General features: G+C 45.1%; 8 protein-coding genes. 4 read left to right on the top strand and 4 right to left on the bottom strand.

Features of this window, described 5'->3' with window-relative positions; genetic code table 11:
• Window positions 1-22: 22 nt before the first annotated feature.
• A complete protein-coding gene (bglX, locus tag GKD17_RS22400) occupies window positions 23-2,338 on the top strand; it encodes a beta-glucosidase BglX (protein WP_085961429.1) in 2,316 nt (771 codons plus the stop codon).
• A 17-nt stretch (window positions 2,339-2,355) separates the two neighbouring features.
• Window positions 2,356-3,714, top strand: a complete 1,359-nt coding sequence (locus GKD17_RS22395) for a glucoamylase family protein (protein ID WP_007834117.1) — start codon at window positions 2,356-2,358, stop codon at window positions 3,712-3,714.
• Window positions 3,715-3,737: 23 nt separating this feature from the next.
• On the opposite strand, the gene GKD17_RS22390 is transcribed toward GKD17_RS22395, so the two are convergent.
• The 4 genes from GKD17_RS22390 to GKD17_RS22375 form a co-directional block, all read right to left on the bottom strand.
• The gene (locus tag GKD17_RS22390) at window positions 3,738-4,349 is read right to left on the bottom strand and encodes a polysaccharide deacetylase family protein (protein ID WP_007834116.1); all 612 of its coding nucleotides are present in this window, start codon (window positions 4,347-4,349) and stop codon (window positions 3,738-3,740) included.
• A gap of 70 nt (window positions 4,350-4,419) precedes the next feature.
• Window positions 4,420-7,824: a glycosyltransferase family 117 protein gene (locus GKD17_RS22385; protein WP_007834115.1), complete on the bottom strand. Its 3,405-nt coding sequence runs from the start codon at window positions 7,822-7,824 to the stop codon at window positions 4,420-4,422.
• A gap of 461 nt (window positions 7,825-8,285) precedes the next feature.
• Window positions 8,286-9,053, bottom strand: coding sequence for a metal ABC transporter ATP-binding protein (locus GKD17_RS22380; protein WP_007834113.1), 768 nt, complete (start codon window positions 9,051-9,053; stop codon window positions 8,286-8,288).
• A gap of 9 nt (window positions 9,054-9,062) precedes the next feature.
• Window positions 9,063-9,968 carry a metal ABC transporter solute-binding protein, Zn/Mn family gene (locus GKD17_RS22375; RefSeq protein WP_007854749.1) on the bottom strand — a complete coding sequence of 302 codons (906 nt, stop codon included), beginning with the start codon at window positions 9,966-9,968 and terminating at the stop codon, window positions 9,063-9,065.
• Window positions 9,969-10,642: 674 nt separating this feature from the next.
• Here GKD17_RS22375 and GKD17_RS22370 point away from each other — a divergent pair.
• Both GKD17_RS22370 and GKD17_RS22365 read left to right on the top strand, forming a co-directional pair.
• Entirely contained in the window at window positions 10,643-11,140 is a 498-nt protein-coding gene (locus GKD17_RS22370; protein ID WP_007834107.1) for a helix-turn-helix domain-containing protein, read from the top strand.
• A 57-nt stretch (window positions 11,141-11,197) separates the two neighbouring features.
• Window positions 11,198-14,206, top strand: coding sequence for a PL29 family lyase N-terminal domain-containing protein (locus GKD17_RS22365; protein ID WP_007834106.1), 3,009 nt, complete (start codon window positions 11,198-11,200; stop codon window positions 14,204-14,206).
• Window positions 14,207-14,247: the final 41 nt, after the last annotated feature.

The following is a 14,247-nucleotide window of genomic DNA, read 5'->3' as shown; positions in this document are numbered from 1 at the left end:
GATGAATAGAATATTTCAAAGAATGAAGCAAGTGGCTCCCATGCTGCTATTTGCCACCCTGAGTGTGCATGCGCAGAAATCACCTCAGGATATGAATCGTTTCATTGATAATTTGATGAAAAAGATGACCTTGGAAGAAAAGATAGGCCAGTTGAACTTGCCCGTTACCGGTGAAATCACTACGGGACAGGCAAAGAGTAGCGATATCTCAGCCCGTATAAAACGGGGTGAAGTAGGAGGACTGTTTAACTTGAAAGGAGTTGCCCGTATCAAGGATGTGCAGGAACTGGCTGTGAAAGAGAGCCGTCTGGGGATACCTCTACTGTTTGGTATGGATGTGATTCATGGTTATGAAACGATTTTCCCCATCCCTTTAGGCTTGTCATGTACCTGGGATATGAAAGCCATTGAGGAATCGGCCCGTATTGCGGCCATTGAGGCCAGTGCGGATGGTATTTCCTGGACTTTCAGTCCGATGGTAGATGTCAGCCGGGATCCCCGTTGGGGACGTGTTTCGGAAGGGAGTGGGGAAGACCCGTTCCTGGGTGCTGAGATAGCTAAAGCCATGGTGCGTGGCTATCAAGGCGGCCAGATGAAACGCAATGATGAGATAATGGCTTGTGTCAAGCATTTCGCCTTGTATGGAGCTTCCGAGGCCGGACGCGATTATAACACGGTGGATATGAGCCGTCAACGCATGTTCAATGAGTACATGCTCCCCTATCAGGCAGCTGTTGATGCCGGAGTGGGTAGTGTGATGGCTTCCTTTAATGAAGTGGATGGCATTCCGGCTACAGCCAGTAAATGGTTGATGACTGATGTGCTGCGTAACCAGTGGGGCTTTCAGGGCTTTGTGGTGACGGACTATACCGGAATCTATGAAATGATAGACCATGGAATCGGTGATTTGCAAACCGTAGCTGCCCGTGCTGTCAATGCCGGAGTAGATATGGACATGGTGAGCGATGCTTTTGTAGGAACATTGAAACAGTCGGTGCAGGAAGGAAAGGTATCCATGCAGACCATTGATACTGCCTGTCGTCTTATTCTGGAGGCAAAGTATAAATTAGGGTTATTTGCCAATCCTTATAAATATTGTGATCTGAAACGTCCCGCACGTGATATCTTCACTCCGGAACACCGTGCCGTAGCTCGCCGTATTGCCGGAGAAAGCTTTGTCTTGCTGAAAAACGAACCTTCTACCGATAGGGCGGGATCGAATCCGTCCGGAAGCACAGTGCAACCTGTACTTCCTTTGAAGATGCAGGGTAATATTGCCGTAATAGGCCCGTTGGCAGATACTCGTACCAATATGCCCGGAACTTGGAGCGTGGCTGCCATACTGGATAAATCCCCTTCACTGATAGAAGGTTTGAAAGAGATGACTGTCGGAAAAGCTACCATCTCATACGCTAAAGGCAGCAATCTGACCAGTGATGCCGCCTATGAAGAACGGGCGACTCTCTTCGGGCGCAGCCTTCATCGGGATGCCCGTACCGATGCCCAACTGTTGCAAGAAGCATTGACGGTAGCTCAGAAAGCCGATGTCATAGTAGCTGCTTTGGGCGAATCTTCAGAAATGAGCGGTGAAAGCAGCAGCCGTACTTCACTGGATATCCCCGATGTACAACGTACTTTGTTGAAGGAACTGCTAAAAACTGGAAAACCTGTAGTCTTGGTACTTTTCACCGGACGTCCGCTGACGTTGGAGTGGGAACAGGCTCATGTTCCTGCGATTCTGAACGTATGGTTTGGAGGTAGCGAAGCTGCTTATGCTATTGGTGACGTACTTTTTGGCGCTATTAATCCAAGTGGAAAACTGACTATGACTTTCCCGAAGAATGTGGGGCAGATTCCTTTGTACTACGCCCACAAGAATACCGGACGTCCGCTGCACGAAGGGAAATGGTTTGAGAAATTCCGTAGCAACTATCTGGACGTGGACAACGAGCCGCTTTATCCATTCGGTTATGGGCTTTCATACACTACTTTCAACTATGGAGATATTACGTTGGACCGTACTTCAATGCCTATGGACGGGAGTCTGACAGCTAAAGTGATACTGACAAATACAGGAAACAGGGATGGTGCGGAAGTAGTGCAGTTGTATATCCGTGACAAGGTAGCTGAAAGTACCCGTCCTGTAAAAGAACTGAAAGGTTTCCAAAAAGTATTCCTGAAAGCAGGTGAATCCCGTGAGATAACCTTCAAGATTACTCCCGATTTATTGAAATATTATAATTACGAGTTACAATACGTGGCCGAACCCGGAGCTTTCGATTTGATGATTGGTACGGACAGCCAGCATGTGAAAACAGCAACATTTGTGCTGCACTAACCTAAACCTGTGAAAAAATGAAAAGAATTCCCTTATGTGCAGCGGTGTTGCTGCTTTTCTCATTGCTGGCTTGTAAAAACAAGCCGGCAGCTTCTTCTGACAAGCGTCCGGCATCGGCGTCCGACACGCTTTCCGATGATGCTTTGATGGATACTGTCCAGCGTCGTACTTTCCAATATTTCTGGGAGGGGGGCGAACCTTATAGCGGTATGGCTCGTGAGCGTTATCATATAGATAATGTATATCCCGCAGGAGGGCCCGAGGTGGTAACCTCGGGAGGAAGTGGTTTTGGCATCATGGCTATTCTGTCCGGTATAGACCGGGGCTATGTGAGCCGGCAGGAAGGGCTCGAAAGAATGGACAAGATTGTGACTTTCCTTGAGAAAGCCGACCGTTTTCATGGGGCTTATCCTCACTGGTGGAATGGTGAGACAGGTAAAGTATTGCCTTTCGGTTCCAAAGATAATGGCGGTGACCTGGTGGAAACTGCTTTTTTGATGCAAGGCTTGCTGGCTGTGCATCAATATTATGTAAATGGTACTTCGGATGAAAAAGAGTTGGCGGCACGTATTGATAAATTGTGGCGTGAGGTAGACTGGAACTTTTACCGTCAGAACGGGCAAAATGTGCTTTATTGGCATTGGAGCCCCACAGATGGCTGGGCCATGAACTTTCCGGTGCATGGATACAATGAATGTATGATTATGTATATTCTGGCTGCTGCTTCTCCTACTCATGGGATACCTGCCACGGTTTATAATGAGGGCTGGGCACAGAATGGACAGATTGTTTCTCCTCATACGGTAGAGGGGATTAAATTACATCTTCGTTATCAGGGTACGGAAGCAGGACCGTTGTTCTGGGCGCAATATTCTTTTCTGGGCATGAATCCCAACGGTTTGCAGGATAAATATTGTCCCAGTTATTTCAATGAAATGCGTAATCTTACCTTGGTCAACCGTGCCTACTGCATCCGTAATCCCAAGCATTATACCGGCTTTGGCCCGGATTGTTGGGGATTGACTGCCAGTTATTCGGTAAACGGTTATGCGGCACACGCTCCTAATGAGAAAGAAGATTTGGGAGTGATCTCTCCGACTGCCGCTTTATCCTCTATTGTCTATACTCCTGAATATTCTTTGCAGGTAATGCGTCATCTGTATGGAATGGGTGAGAAAGTATTCGGCCCGTATGGCTTTTATGATGCTTTCAGTGAAACGGATAACTGGTATCCGAAACGTTATCTGGCTATTGACCAGGGCCCTATAGCAGTGATGATAGAGAATTATCGTTCGGGATTGTTATGGAAACTGTTTATGAGCCATCCCGATGTACAGAATGGGTTGAATAAACTGGGGTTTACATATACTAAATAAATAACTCAAGGTATTTGGCCTTATCAGTCAAATACCTTGAACTCATAGCCTTGTTCCAGCAGCCATTCTATGGCCCGGGGCAAGGCATATTTCATGTTTTTCTCTGCCTTGATGGAATCATGGAAAGTAATGATGGAACCATTCCGCACATAATGTTTTACTTTCCTCAGTACCTGCTTCCCATTCAGCTTGTTGCTATAGTCACGGGTTACTAAGTCCCACATCACTATTTGATACTTATGGCGCAGCACCATGTACTGCATCCAGCGCATGTGGCCATGTGGCGGACGGAACAGGTTGGTATGGATCAGTTCGTTTGCTTTGTCCGTATTGGCCAGATAATTCTTGCTTCGGTATTCGAATCCCCGGATATGGTTAAAAGTATGATTTCCCAAACGATGTCCTCGTTCTACAATCATCTGGAATTCCTTGGGATGCTTGCGCACATTGTCGCCCACCAAAAAGAAGGTAGCCTTAATATTGTACTTGTCTAATAAATCGAGTACCCACGGTGTGATCTCGGGAATCGGCCCGTCATCGAAAGTCAGATAGACCGCTTTTTCATTCTTGTCCATTCGCCAGAAGGCGCGTGGATAAAGCCAGCGGAGTATCAGCGGGGGTTGTTCTATAAACATGAATGTGTGTGCTTTTGTTGGTTATACAAATATAAAGGTGTGGATTCACCGCAGAATCCACACCTTTTATTTACTTTCTGCCTGCTCCGCCGCCTACACGTTTGTTGAACACCTCATAGAGCTCTTCAAACTTCTTGGCATAGTGGCTTGCCATATCCGATTTATTCTGTTGTTCACCTTCACCTTGTACACCGCCGGCAGCATTTGCGCGGGCAAGGCTCTTGTTGATTTCATCCAGAATATAGAAATTGCGCAGACAGTCCTCGTATGAACCTTGCAGACGTTGGTCATTCAGACTCAGGTACCAGGTGATGTATTCCACCGATTTGTTTGCCAAATCATTCAGAATAGCCTCACCTTTCTCTTTTTCACCCAATGTCAGATAATCGTCGGCCATCTCTTTGGAACTGCTCATGATGTAATCGTGAGGAACGGTAGTGCTTGGGATTACTTCCGAACAATAGTCAAGAACTTTCAACGCCTTATCTTTCTTGCCTTCTTTTATCAACTGGGTAGCCAGCTGTATAAACATACGGCGGTGGGTCTGGCACATACGCATCACAGTTTCGTCAATGTAGATATCCGGGTTGTCAATTCCTCCGAACTTGAACTTGTTCATCAGGTTGTCGTACATTTTCTCGCTGTCGATGCGTGCGTTCAGCTGGGTGGTGTTGAACGGAGTGATGCGGTAGGCAAGACCTTCCTGCATGAAGTTGTTGCCTAAATTCAGATGATTGTCGCTACCCACCGTAATAGCCATGTACAACGGACGTTCCCAGTTGGTATTTGCCAGCATCTCAAGCATCATCAGCTCGCTCTTGTACAGCATACGTTTGCCTTTCAGGGAGATACTCATATAATCGGGGATTTCACCATGCAGGGAGTCGGGAATCATCATGCCCGAGCGTTTCACAGCCTCCTTGTCCAGCTTGATGACGATGCTGTCCGTCGGTATCAGCTGTAAACCTTCTTTGGGTGAGCGTACCCAGTATTTCAGAATATTTTTCAATTCATACGGGTTGTCTCCGAATTCCTTGGCGGCTTCTTCCGGATTCTGCTTGTAGAAGTTATTGATGCTTTCCATCACTTCCGGTCGTACAGCCACTCCTTCATTATGCCCCTGTACATATTCCAAACGGCTCCATTCGATAGGTACTGCCGGAGAGTCGTATGCCTGACGCTTCATTTGGTCGATGTACCAGTCCGTTTGCAGGTAACTCAGGTTACATACACGTACATCGGTGCGGAAACCTTCCGTTTCCTGGTTGTACCACAAGGGGAAAGTATCGTTGTCACCATTGGTAAAGATAATCGGATTGCCTTCTTCTTGTACGGTGCTCAGGTAGTTTTGTCCGAAGTCGCGTGCCACATAACGGTTGCTGCGGTCGTGGTCGTCCCAGGTCTGGCTCACCATCTGGATGGGTACGAACAGACAAACTACAGTTGCAATGACGGAAGCTGGTTTCTCACCCAGTTTGCCTTGCAGCCATTGGGCAATACCCGCCACACCCATGCCTATCCAGATGGCAAATGCATAGAATGAACCTGCGTATGCATAGTCACGTTCGCGGGGCTGCATCGGTGTCTGGTTCAAATAAAGTACGATGGCCAGACCAGTCATGAAGAATAGGAAGAATACGATCCAGAATTGCTGGATACCTACTGGTTCTTCTATTTCTTCCCCATTGGGAGTCGTGATACGTCTTGTCTTGTAAGCCTGCCAGAACAGACCGATAAGTCCCAGAATCAACGGCAGGCAATAGAATACATTGTGTCCTTTGTTGTTTTTCAGGTCGGAGGGGAGCAGGCTTTGGTCGCCCACCAGGAACTTGTCCACAAACGGTATTCCGGTAATCCAGTTGCCATGTTCTATTTCACCTTGTCCCTGTATGTCATTCTGGCGTCCAGCAAAATTCCACATGAAATATCTCCAGTACATGTAGTTCAACTGGTAGATAAAGAAGAACTTGATGTTATCCCATTGGGTCGGGACTTTCACCATCACCATCTGTCCGCACTGGTCGTAAGGAACCTGCACGCCTTTGATGCCGCCCAGCCAGTCTTCGTAGGCCTGTGCGTGTGCGTCGCTGTACATGCGTGGGAAGAGCATATTTTGTGCATATTTGTAATCGGTCTTATGACGCACTATTTCGTAGCTGTCTTTTTCATCGGGAGTCGCTTTCTCCTTCCGTTGATACACGGGAGCGCCTTCCGTCACATCATATACACATCCTCCGTCCACTTCTTTCAGTGCCGGTTTGGAGGCGTATGTCTGTCCGTAGAACAAAGGACGGGTTCCATATTGCTCACGGCCCAAGTATTCGCCTAAAGTGAAGATGTCTTCCGGAGAATTCTGGTCCATCGGAGTATTGGCGGTAGAACGAATCACAATCAATGCGTACGAGGAGTATCCTACCATAATCATCATGATGCACAGCAAAGAGGTATTTAAAGTACGTGCACTAATCTGATATTTCTTGTTCAAATCAGCAAACAGATAAACGCCCAAGATTCCTAGTATGATAATGCCTATCAAGGCGCTGCTCCATCCGTAGCCATAGAAGGGGATGCCCAGCATGGCGATAGTTACCATGAAGGAGATATTCATGCGTTTGCGGCTCTTTTCCGTATAGCTTTCGTAAACACCCCAAATAATGGATGCGGCGAGTAGAATGATATATACAATCAGACCGCTGTTGAAAGGCATACCGAAACTGTTGACGAACAGCAGTTCGAACCATCCTCCCACTTTTACTACGCCCGGCACGATACCGTACAGCACTGCTGCAACCAACACCATGGAGCCTGTAAGTGCCAACAGACTGCCTTTGAGGTTAGCATCGGGATTCTTTTTATAATAGTACACCAGTACAATGGCCGGAATACACAATAAGTTCAGCAAGTGCACACCGATGGAAAGTCCGGTCAGGTAAGCAATCAAAACCAGCCAGCGGTCGCTGTGAGGCTCATTGGCAACGGATTCCCATTTTAGAATCAACCAAAAGACTACTGCGGTGAAAAGACTGGAGTAAGCATATACCTCACCTTCTACGGCACTGAACCAGAAGGTGTCGCTCCATGTATAAGCCAAGGCTCCTACCAGTCCTGACCCCATTATGGTAATGAGTTTGCCTAAGGTCATCTCTTGATCATCGGGGCATATCAGTTTTTTCACCAGATGGGTTATACTCCAGAAAAGGAATAGGATACAAGCCGCACTCATCAGAGCGCTCATGGTATTGACCATTCTGGCTACTTGACTGGGGTCGCTTGTAAATTGGCTGAATAAGTTGGCGGTAAGCATAAAGAAAGGTGCGCCGGGCGGGTGACCTACCTCTAATTTATATCCGGTAGTGATAAATTCCGGGCAATCCCAGAAACTGGCTGTCGGTTCTATAGTCATACAGTAAGTAAAAGCTGCGATGACAAAAGCGAACCAACCCACCAGGTTGTTGACTAATTTGTACTGTTTCATGAATATATTATTGTTTCGTTAACGTTCAATGGGCGCAAAGATACGAAAGAAAGTTGGAATAGGGGTACAATGGTCTGTTATTTAGTGTTATCCTTCGGGGATGCGGCAGAAAATGTTTCTTTCAGTCCTTAACGGAATTTCTATGTTTTATTGCTGGTTTGTATGCTGTGTTCTGAAATTTCAGTTTGTGCAGATGGAGGGAATCGTTGGATTCCTAACCTTTTTTCTACTCTATGATTAAGCTTGATTAATGGCTAGGTTAAGGTCTTTTATACGGTAAACTAGTATAGACCGCTACAGTGGACTGTACAGTCTGCTATAGTGGTCCGTACAGTCCATTGCAACAGACCGTACAGACCACTGCCGGCGACTGTAGAAGCCTACCGTAAGAAAATGCTTAATGATAAGGTGGATAGGGCTTAACCTGCCGCATGAAAAGAATTAGGTCACGATAATCGGATTTATTCGTCGTGATGATGGCATTTCAAGATGCGGTGAGGGAAGTTTCCATGCCCTAACAGTTCAATGGGGCATCCGAAATGCTCTTCCAGCCATTCGGTGGGTACTTCCGTATCGGGATGATAATCCAGCGTTTCGTTGACGCACGCTATGGTTTTTACATTTTGCAGCACAGTGCCTATATCATGGCTTACCAGGATGATGGCCCGTTCCTTGTTGATTTCTTCCAGCAGGGAATAGAGTTTGGCCTCAAACCGTTTGTCAATGTAGGTATTGGGTTCGTCCAGAATGACAACCTCAGGATTTGAAACCAAGGCGCGTCCCAAGAGCGCGCGTTGCAGTTGTCCTCCGCTCAGTTCGCCGATGGCACGGCTTTCCAAACCTTCCAATCCCATGCGGGCAATAATCCGGTTCACTAGTTCGTGCTGTTCGGGAGTGTAGCGGTGGAACAGGGATTTCTGCTTGTTGAGCCCTGATAATACCACCTCGTACACCGAAATGGGGAATTTCTTGTCAATACTGTTGTATTGTGGTAAGTATCCCATGGCTATCTCGGGTATTTCTTTTCCATTTTTATAGAAACGGATTGTGCCTGAAATAGGCTTTAGTAATCCTAGTATGATTTTAATTAATGTGGTTTTTCCACCACCATTGGGACCTATTACACCTAGGAAGTCATGCTCATATACGGTGAGGTTGATATGGCTTAGCACTGTTTTCTCATCGTAAGAAGCGGAAATGTCTGTAAGTTGTATAATGGGATTCGTCATAAGGCTGTATTATTTGGCAAGTGCTTTTGCTACATTAATCATCTCTTCCTGCCATTCGTAACTTAGCGGATTGATGGGAACAACGGTAATCCCCAATTCATCTGCTATCAGTCTGGCATTGCGCGTATCGAATTCCTGCTGGACAAAAATAACCCGGGCATTGTCCCGGCGGCAGGTTTCTATCAATTCTTTCAGATGGGCGGGCGAGGGTTCTTTTCCTCTTTCTTCAATGCTGATTTGCTTCAATCCATAGTCCCGGGCAAAATAACTGAGTGCCGGATGATAGATGAGGAAAGTGGTGTCGGCATTCTGTAGCCGGTTACGAACTTCCGTGTCTGTCTGTGCGATAATTTGTTGCAGACTGTCCAAACGATGTTTGTAATAGGGCTCGTTTGCACTGTCCAGTTCGCTCAGGGCGGCGTAGATATTACGGGCGATTACTGAGGCATTGCGTGCGGAGTTCCATATATGAGGCTCTATCCCCCCTTCGTGATGATGGTCACCGTGGTTGTATCCTGCTTCCTGTATGACATCTATCCCTTTTGAAGTATCGAATATTTTCAGATGAGGGGCATTCGTGGTCAGTTTATCCATCCAGGCTTGTTCAAAACCGATATAGCCTATGCGCAGGTAGGCGATACTCTTATCCAGATTGACCAGCTGCTGGGGGGTAGGGTCGTAGGTTTCGGGGCTGCTTCCTTTCGGAACCATGCTGACTACCTTGAATTTATCGCCTGCAATGGTTTCTGTGAAATAGCGCAAGGGCTCCAGGGTGACAGTCAGGGTCGGTTTTCTGGAAGTGGGCTGTTTACTGTCACAGGCGGTAAACAGGCACACTATCAGTGCCATGCAGCATGAACAAAGGATACTTTTACCGGGATGCAATTGGGAAAATATGTGATGTCTGGTTCTCATGAATGTTATCTTTTCTGTTTAACAACAACAAATATACGCAAATTGCTCATTAATCAGGTACAAATACTTCCCAAATTGCTCAATTGATAAGCAATTTCAGTTTGGTTAAGGCTTTTCATACGGTTGCTCTGTGGCTGTATGAGAAGCCTTAGTTTCAGGTAAGAGATTCTATATGGCATTCTATGTAGTCTTTATAGTTCTCTATAAATATGCGCTTTATATTTTGTGGGAAGTGTCTTATCGTTTGTCAATCTTTTTAAGAGGCCATATAAGGCTCTCGTATTCATGAAGACTAAGAATTGTAAAAAAATCCTTTCAATCTTTGTTTCATGTATTTATCTTACTATATGTTAAGGGAGGAAGTAGGGATTAGTTGTGGATGGTTGAAAATCAATAGGTTATTATATGTCTGGAAGATGAAAAAATATAAATCTCTTAGTAAGAGATCGACATTTCACGTGCAAAAATAAGGAAAGTTTTGATAACTAGTACACTTTTCGCGGAAAAAATATGGAATATTGTGAAAAAAAGTATTTCTTCTAGTTCTGCCAGCTCTGGTTTAACCTTGTATGTGTATAGTTAATGTTTTGATTTCAAGCTTGTTATCGTCTGTTTGTCGATCTCTTACTAAGAGATCTGCATAAAAAGCCAATAAGAACGAATAACGAGTTTAGATGGAATACCTGTTTCTGAGACGTAAAAAGACGAGCGGCACTTCTGTAAGGCAGAAGGCATTGCTCTATCGTGCCGCCGGTCGCGAGTGGACGGCGCGGTTCTCGTCACTGTCGGATGTTCGTCCGGCAGACAGCCTTATATATAAAGGTATATTGTATCAGTTGGAGATACGTCGGGCATTCCTTGATTCCTCTCTTTCGTTAAAGAAACTGAGTGTGATGCTCGAAACAAACCAGACTTACCTGAGCAATGCGGTGAACCGCTACTTCGGTTGTCACCTGAAGGAGTTGCTTAACCGCTACCGGGTGGAATACGCTAAGGAGTTGCTTCGCAACGGCGGTTGTCCGCTGGGTGAGGTTCCGTCACGGAGTGGCTTCGGCTCGAAGAGTCCTTTCTATCTGGCTTTCGTCCGTCAGACGGGTATGACACCGAAACGGTATGCGGCGCGCGAGAGGAATCTGGTAAACTTGGAAATAAAGAATGAAGTCCTTTTATAACAGTATATGTATAACCAATTTTTAGTTTTTTAAATTTATAAATTTAAATCTTTATTTATGAACAAAAAGTTTTTAAGTGCAGTTCTGTTCGGAGCCTTAATGGTTTCGTCAACAGGAACATTTGTGTCTTGTAAAGACTATGATGAGGACATTGACCGCATCGACAAGGAACTGGTCGATATCAAGTCGGCTCTTTCAGCTTTACAGGCAAAAGTTGATGCTGGTAAGTATGTTACCAACGTAGTGAAGAACGGTGACGGTATCACTGTAACCTGGAGTGACAACTCTACGAGTACCATTGAAACTATTAAAGGTGACAAGGGTGAAGACGGTAAGAATGGTACAGTTGTGACCATTATCGACGGTTACTGGGCATTTGACGGTGTGAAATCTGAATATCCTGCCAAAGGTGATAAGGGTGACAAAGGTGACCAAGGCGAACCGGGTGATGCTGCCGCTGCCGGACACGATGCCAAAGTGAACGAGGAAACTGGTTATTGGCAGGTATGGGATGCTGAAAAAGGTGCATACGTGGATACCGAATATATTGCCGGTGGTCTGAGAGTGGTTGAAGTTGCCGGTGGTTACAACTTTACTGTAACAGAAGCAAACGGTGAGCCGAAAACTATTTTTATTCCGGGTGGAGCCGCATTGTTAAGCATTATTCCTGAACTGAACGGACAAAACTATGCTCAAGATTTCGATATCTATTATGGTATATTGAATAATGACGTGGATTGGGCAGGACATAAAGCTGTAAACGGCAAAATGTTGAAAGGTATGTATCCTACTGCCGACCGCGACATCAAGATGCAAGTGAATCCCGCAGGTGCTGATGCTGACGCTTATGACTGGGCGTTTGTATCTACAGACAACACCACTCCTTGGGGATTGAATTTTGGTGCTCCCCAAGCATGGACCGGCAAAGCTACTACAGCTACCCGTGCTACATCGGCCAACGGTATGTGGTTACTGCCTCGTGACGTACAGAAATGGGATTTGGATGCAGCCGGAAGCCAGGGACGTCCTGACTATGCAGGCCAGTTCAAGGCTAATGATGGTGACAAGTACCTGTTTGCACTGAAAGCTACATCAAAAAATAATGGAGAAGTAGTAAAATCCCCGTTTGTATATACATTCAAAGCCAGCAATGTAAACGCAACTGAAAACATTTACATTAATGGCTTGACATTTGCTCCTTCAGGAAGCTCATTCTTGTATGGAAAGGAATATACTCCTTCCTTCGATATACTAGGATTTAGTTCTGACGGCTATGATCAATGGGCAGAAGACTCTGTATTGGTATACGACTACTATCTGGAAATAGACAAGAGTAAGATTACAGATGAATCCATCAGAAAATATGGTGTGGAGATTACTGAAGACGGTTATCGTTTCATCGCTAAGAAAGAAGCTGTAGTGAACAATACTATTCCGTTCATTTACAACTACATCTTGATAAACGGTCAGAAAGGTAAGACTTACTTCTCTGTCAACTTTAATGATGAGGCTGTGACTGTTCCTGACAAGTTCCTGGAAGATATCGTTGCGCCATTCAATGCTACGGTTATTGCCGATCAAACCAGATGGTATGGATGGAGTAAGGCACTTGACTTGACAGAATTCTTCAATACTTTGGGAGATGCAGGCAAGATGAAATGGATTGATGCGATTGCACGCAGCATGGGTAATTCAACCGATCCACAAGAAATCAACAGAAGTGTATTCGATAAGAAATATGGTAGCAATGACCTTGACTTCAATGTAGAACTGACCGGTGGTGATCCTATCAACAACCAAGGTACTTGGGACCGTGTTGCATACAATGGTGCATTGCTGGACAAATACATTGAATTTGATTATGTAGACGCAACCGGCAAGTCTTGTCTGACCGGAAACATCCGTGATTTGGATAAGATTACCGCATTGAAGGTAACATTCAAGGTTGACAGTGAATTAGGAGGACATGTAACTGCTCCTTATTACACAACAGACAATCGTCAGTATAGTGGTGACAACACGAAGATTGCATTGCCTTTGGACAACGCGTTCCGTGTAGAAATCGCAACTCGTTATGATCAATACGAAGTGGCAAGAATGAACTTCTCATTCGAATTGCAGATGCCTACTAACTGCCCGATCAAACGTGAATCTGTAGCTAACCGTACGTCTGCTTGGTCTAAAGACAAAGACGGAAATGATGTATTGAAAGTATATGGTGAAAAACTGTTGGACCGCTATGATGCTGTTGCTGCTGATATGCGTGATGCATTCAAGGGAGTTTATAATTACCAAAATGGTGCTTACAATGCACAAGCAAATGTTGAAGCTAACTGGTATGAAGTATTGGTTCCGACTAACTCGTTCCAAATTATTGGTAAGACTAATGAAAGCTATGTAACTCTTGCCGATATCTCAAATAGCTCATTATATACTGAATGGAATACAATCGGCTTCTATGGCACAGCCGGTAACATGGATGCATATACTTTGACCGATGTTAAATATCATCACTTCAATGTTTATACAGAAGCTAAGGATGATATTATATTACAGTTCGCCAGCCGTATTGCTGACTCTAAGGTTGCAAAAGTAGCATCTAAGGGTACAAAAGAGAATCCGTTCATTGCAAAAGCTGTTTATTCAACAGATGGTTTGCAGACTATTTTGAAGTATGCATTCGAAGTAAGCAATACTGATTTCACTTTGGCTGATGCATTCGACAAACCGTACTATCTGTTTGACCGTGCTGCCGCACAAGGTGTAACTGCTGCATTACGTGCCGAATTGAACTCTTCATTGGTAAATAACAGACAAAGCATTGTTGTAGATAAGGCTGATCCTTCATTCTATGGCTTGTATCCTTCTGCCAAGATGGATCAACAGGCTACAAATGTGGTAACTTATATCTTAGACGGTGCTGCTCAAACTGCCAATACCAACAAGATGAAGTTTGATATTGCCAAGGAAGTAGGTAATGGTAAGGTTATCGAAATCACATATCATATCACAGATGTATTTGGCATGACTAAAGACTTGACATTCTATGTACAGACTTTGAACTAATTGTTTCTAACAGTAGAGTCTTAAAAAATGAGAGTGACTTT

The sequence above is a fragment of the Phocaeicola dorei genome, assembly GCF_013009555.1.
GTDB lineage: Bacteria > Bacteroidota > Bacteroidia > Bacteroidales > Bacteroidaceae > Phocaeicola > Phocaeicola dorei.
The sequence above is the reverse complement of the archived record's forward strand: the minus strand, read 5'-3'. Positions and strand labels throughout refer to the sequence as shown.

Coding starts and splice junctions, on each gene's coding strand:
- GKD17_RS22380 (WP_007834113.1), bottom strand. CDS start 9,053: ATGACGAATCCCATTATACAACTTACAGACATTTCCGCTTCTTACGAT.
- GKD17_RS22370 (WP_007834107.1), top strand. CDS start 10,643: ATGGAATACCTGTTTCTGAGACGTAAAAAGACGAGCGGCACTTCTGTA.
- bglX (WP_085961429.1), top strand. CDS start 23: ATGAAGCAAGTGGCTCCCATGCTGCTATTTGCCACCCTGAGTGTGCAT.
- GKD17_RS22390 (WP_007834116.1), bottom strand. CDS start 4,349: ATGTTTATAGAACAACCCCCGCTGATACTCCGCTGGCTTTATCCACGC.
- GKD17_RS22365 (WP_007834106.1), top strand. CDS start 11,198: ATGAACAAAAAGTTTTTAAGTGCAGTTCTGTTCGGAGCCTTAATGGTT.
- GKD17_RS22375 (WP_007854749.1), bottom strand. CDS start 9,968: ATGAGAACCAGACATCACATATTTTCCCAATTGCATCCCGGTAAAAGT.
- GKD17_RS22385 (WP_007834115.1), bottom strand. CDS start 7,824: ATGAAACAGTACAAATTAGTCAACAACCTGGTGGGTTGGTTCGCTTTT.
- GKD17_RS22395 (WP_007834117.1), top strand. CDS start 2,356: ATGAAAAGAATTCCCTTATGTGCAGCGGTGTTGCTGCTTTTCTCATTG.